Source organism: Methylobacterium sp. WL18, assembly GCF_008040015.1.
In the GTDB taxonomy this organism is placed as follows: domain Bacteria; phylum Pseudomonadota; class Alphaproteobacteria; order Rhizobiales; family Beijerinckiaceae; genus Methylobacterium; species Methylobacterium mesophilicum.
The window spans coordinates 1-3,568 of sequence record NZ_VRVD01000486.1 but is presented as its reverse complement, the minus strand read 5'-3'; the positions used below and the strand labels follow the sequence as shown (position 1 = coordinate 3,568).

Sequence of the window (3,568 nt, the reverse complement as noted above, 5' to 3'; positions counted from 1 at the left end):
CTCTCTTTACGAGCTTGGATTGCCCGACGGACCGTCTCTGTCGTTGTGGCGCTGCCGTGGAGAATCTGTCCCATAGCGCGTCCCTCCATGTGGCACCCGATGTATCACCACACAACGGGACCAAACATCTAGTGATCGAGAGTTCTATCCGGCTGGTCTCGGTGTGACCGTCTTGCGGCCATAACCGTTGCGTGTGTTGCCGGCGTCCTCGCCGGCCTGATGGTGGTCCAACTCGACATTGAGCGCCCGCTCGGCCAGGGCCTTCTTTATCTCATCCAGCAAGCCGTCGGCCTCGAAGGACTTCTTCGGATCGGTCCTGGGCAGTAGCTGATCTAGGATTGCGTCAGAGATACAGGGTGCTTTGCGTTGTGCCATCAGGAACATTCTTCGGATCCAGTATGGCCGCCCCCACACGAGATCCTGAAAGTCTTACTGGTGGCGCGTTCGCGTCGCGGACGCGACTGGTGTGCCGTTCGCGGCTAACCAACAGAGCTGGTAGAGCCTAGTGATCTATGCTCAAATCGGTATCGTGAGCACGCCAATCCTGAGCCTGCCGGATGACACCATCGTCCTGAACGCGATGCTAATCGTGCGTGAAGCGGAGGCCGACCGGCTGCACCAGATCATTAAGGAAATCCAGCGTCATTGCTTCGGCTATTTTGCCTAGAGCCTTTACTTGGATCAACTCCTGATTGGCCTGGAGGAGGCTGAGCAGATTAAGGCGGAGGACCTCGCAGGCGAGGAGGCCCCCGCGTCCGCCAAGCGCGTGGAGCGGGCTGCGCGCTGCACCAACCGCAGTGCTCTTTCAGCGCATCTCCGCGGATCGAGCAGGCGACGGACCTCAACGACGGCATCTGCCCCTATTGCCGCCGGTGACCTACACGCCATCGGCGAGAACGTCACCAAGCCTCTCGTCATCGTGCCGGAGCAGTTCCTCGTCCTCCTCGCCCACCGGCCAAACATATCGCCCACTTGACACGAAGCAAATGGCCAACATCAAGCTAAGTCCATTAGACAAGTGTCGCCACGAATGCCATACGTGAGCCAATCGCAAAAATCACCTCACAATCGTAGCGATACGTGAATGAATATTCTGAAGCATTTATACTTGATATTGTTAAACTAAAACGAGTAGGTATTTACAAAATCATGAGCTCAGTTTATAGTATTTCAATGACGAAATCCTAAAAAATACAAGCGGAAACTGAGTTGCGCTCGATTGTAGCGCCTGCGAGAATCGGCACTTATGATGAGCAACTGGATCTTTAAAGGCGATTCTGGTACACCTACACAATCGATATGGACAGGCCCTTATCCAGCGGCTGAGGCAACAAATGCCATATTCCGTGTACTACGACGGGCGCACCGAAGGCTGCCAATTCTTTCACTTTGGACCTCGGTTTTTGTAGCGGCTGCAGTGGTGTACGTGAGGATAGTGCCTCCTAGTTACATTGCGACGAATGAAATCCTTATTCAGCCTCGCGTCATCGTCAATGATGGACCGGAGGAACTTCGCCGTTTTTACCAATTCATGGTTGACAACGCCCAATGCGAGACGGAGCTACGTACTTTAACTGCAGAACGACTTCTTCGTCAGGTCTATGAGACGTTAACACCTCTCGATGTCAAGGAAATTGGTGGCGACTCAAACGGCTTATGGGGTTTTGTTAGTCACAGTCTCGATAATCTGTGGGTATTAACGAGCCCCGATATCGATAAATTAAAAACATTTGAAAATTTCGCCGGACGTGTTCGAGCGCGCCGAATTGGGTTGTCTTATGTAATTGAAGTTTCCTATAGATCCAGCGATGCTCAGCAGTCTGCTCAGATAGTTAATAAAATTGCGACAACTTATGCTGCATATAAACTCCGAGGGGTCTTAGCTCGCGATAAATTACAAGGAGTGTTTCTTGAGAGCCGGATGTCTAATCTGATAAGACAAATAACGGATATTGATTCAGCGTCTGAAGCTGGTACAATACCGGATATTTCGTTGACCGCTGCTGGCGTTCGTCTTCTCGGACCAGCAAGGCTCCCAGTTGGTCTTACCTACCCAAAATTATTGCCACTAGCAGTAATGCTTGGCGGGCTCGGTTTACTAAGTGGAATTTTAATTATTATTCTTTCCGGACTAAATACAAAGATAGACACACTGGGCAGCCATCCCCAGGGTGAGTGAGGAGTCGATAATATAAAGAATGATAAAATCGAAGATAAATTTTTAGCAAGACTAAGCCTAGTGTTGTTGTGATAGTTCTGATACAGAGCATAGTGGTTTGGGTCAGAGGTTCTTTGGCAGAAGCGTCCGACGCTGGCGAGGATGGCCTCGGCGGGTTTAGTCCAGACGAAGGGCTTCGGGTCGGCGTTGGTGTGGTCGATCTAGCGGTGGATCGCGGTCTCGAGATCGACGGTGTGTTCAAAGGCGCCACTCCGGAGGCGTCTGTAGGTGAGAAGAGCAATCCAGCTCTCGACGAGGTTGAGCCAGGAGGCGGATGTCGGGGTGAAGTGCGGGTGCCAGCGCGGGTGCTTCACCAGCCAGTCGTGGATCAGCTTGGTCTCGTGGGTGGCTGCGTTGTCGAGCCCGAGATGGACATCGAGGTCCCTTGGCACGCTCGCCTCGACCTGATCGAGGAAGGCGCGGAACTCGGCCGAACGATGCCGGCGCGTGCATCGACCGATCACGGTCCCCGCCCGAACGTCGGGGGCGGCGAACAGGTCGGTGGTGCCCTAGCGGCGATAGTCGTGGGTCCGGCGTTTTGGCCGGCCGGGCTGCATCGGCAGCACGGGGGCCGTGCCGCTCAGCGCCTGGTTCTGCGGCTTCTCGTCCACGCAAAGCACTACGGCCCGTTGTGGCGGGGCCATGTACAGGCCGACCACGTCCCGGACCTTGTCGACGAAGGCGGGATAAGTCGGGAGCTTGAGGGTCTCGGTCCTGTGCGGCTGCAAACCAAAGGCGCGCCATACCCGCGAGACCATGATCTGGCTCATGTCGACCCGCTTTGCCATAACGCGCGTCGACCAGTGGGTGGTGTTCTCCGGCTGGCTCCCCAGCGTGAGGGTGATCATCGCTCGATCGCCGTGTACTCGATGACACGCGGCGCACGGGAGCGGGGGAGGTCGACGAAACCGTCGAGGGCGGTGGGCGAGGAAGCGAGCACGCCAGGTCGTGACTCTTGGACGGCTGATTTCGAGGCTACGGGTGATGCCGGTGTTCATGGAGCGGGGCTCGGCGCAGGCCAGCATGATACGCGCGCGCTGGGCTTACGCCTGACCAACGTTGCGACGGCGCAAGAGGCCATCTAGTTGCGCACGCTCGTCCGCGCTCAGATGAAGTTCGGCTGGTCTGGGACCGCGGGCCATCGCAGCAACTTACGCTCGGAAAACCAGCAGATGGCTCTCTCGTCCCGAACCGCAAGGAAATCAATAACTCAGACCACTAGCTGTCTGGATGCGAGACCTCCTTGGCGTCTGCGACGATGCGAAGGGCGCGTTTGATGAGGCTTGGGCTGGGCGGTCTGTGGGTGGGATTGGCGAGCGCGGGATCAGCTTCGAGACGCTGGCGCAGCAC

At 56.0% G+C, this 3,568-nt stretch carries 2 protein-coding genes and 2 pseudogenes; 2 read left to right on the top strand and 2 right to left on the bottom strand.

Annotated features, from left to right (window positions below; genetic code table 11):
• Nucleotides 1-165: 165 nt before the first annotated feature.
• Nucleotides 166-375 (bottom strand): annotated as a pseudogene (locus FV228_RS23475) (IS256 family transposase); the annotation flags it as partial.
• A 154-nt stretch (nt 376-529) separates the two neighbouring features.
• On the opposite strand from FV228_RS23475, the gene FV228_RS33370 reads away from it, so the two are divergent.
• Together FV228_RS33370 and FV228_RS23470 are read left to right on the top strand one after the other, a co-directional pair.
• Entirely contained in the window at nt 530-667 is a 138-nt protein-coding gene (locus FV228_RS33370) for a hypothetical protein (RefSeq protein ID WP_187277877.1), read from the top strand.
• A 579-nt stretch (nt 668-1,246) separates the two neighbouring features.
• Complete coding sequence (locus FV228_RS23470) at nt 1,247-2,179, top strand: hypothetical protein (RefSeq protein ID WP_147856778.1); 933 nt, start codon at nt 1,247-1,249, stop codon at nt 2,177-2,179.
• 92 nt (nt 2,180-2,271) lie between these two features.
• Here FV228_RS23470 and FV228_RS23465 read toward each other — a convergent pair.
• A pseudogene (locus tag FV228_RS23465) lies at nt 2,272-3,360 on the bottom strand (IS630 family transposase); the annotation flags it as partial.
• Nucleotides 3,361-3,568 lie beyond the last annotated feature (208 nt).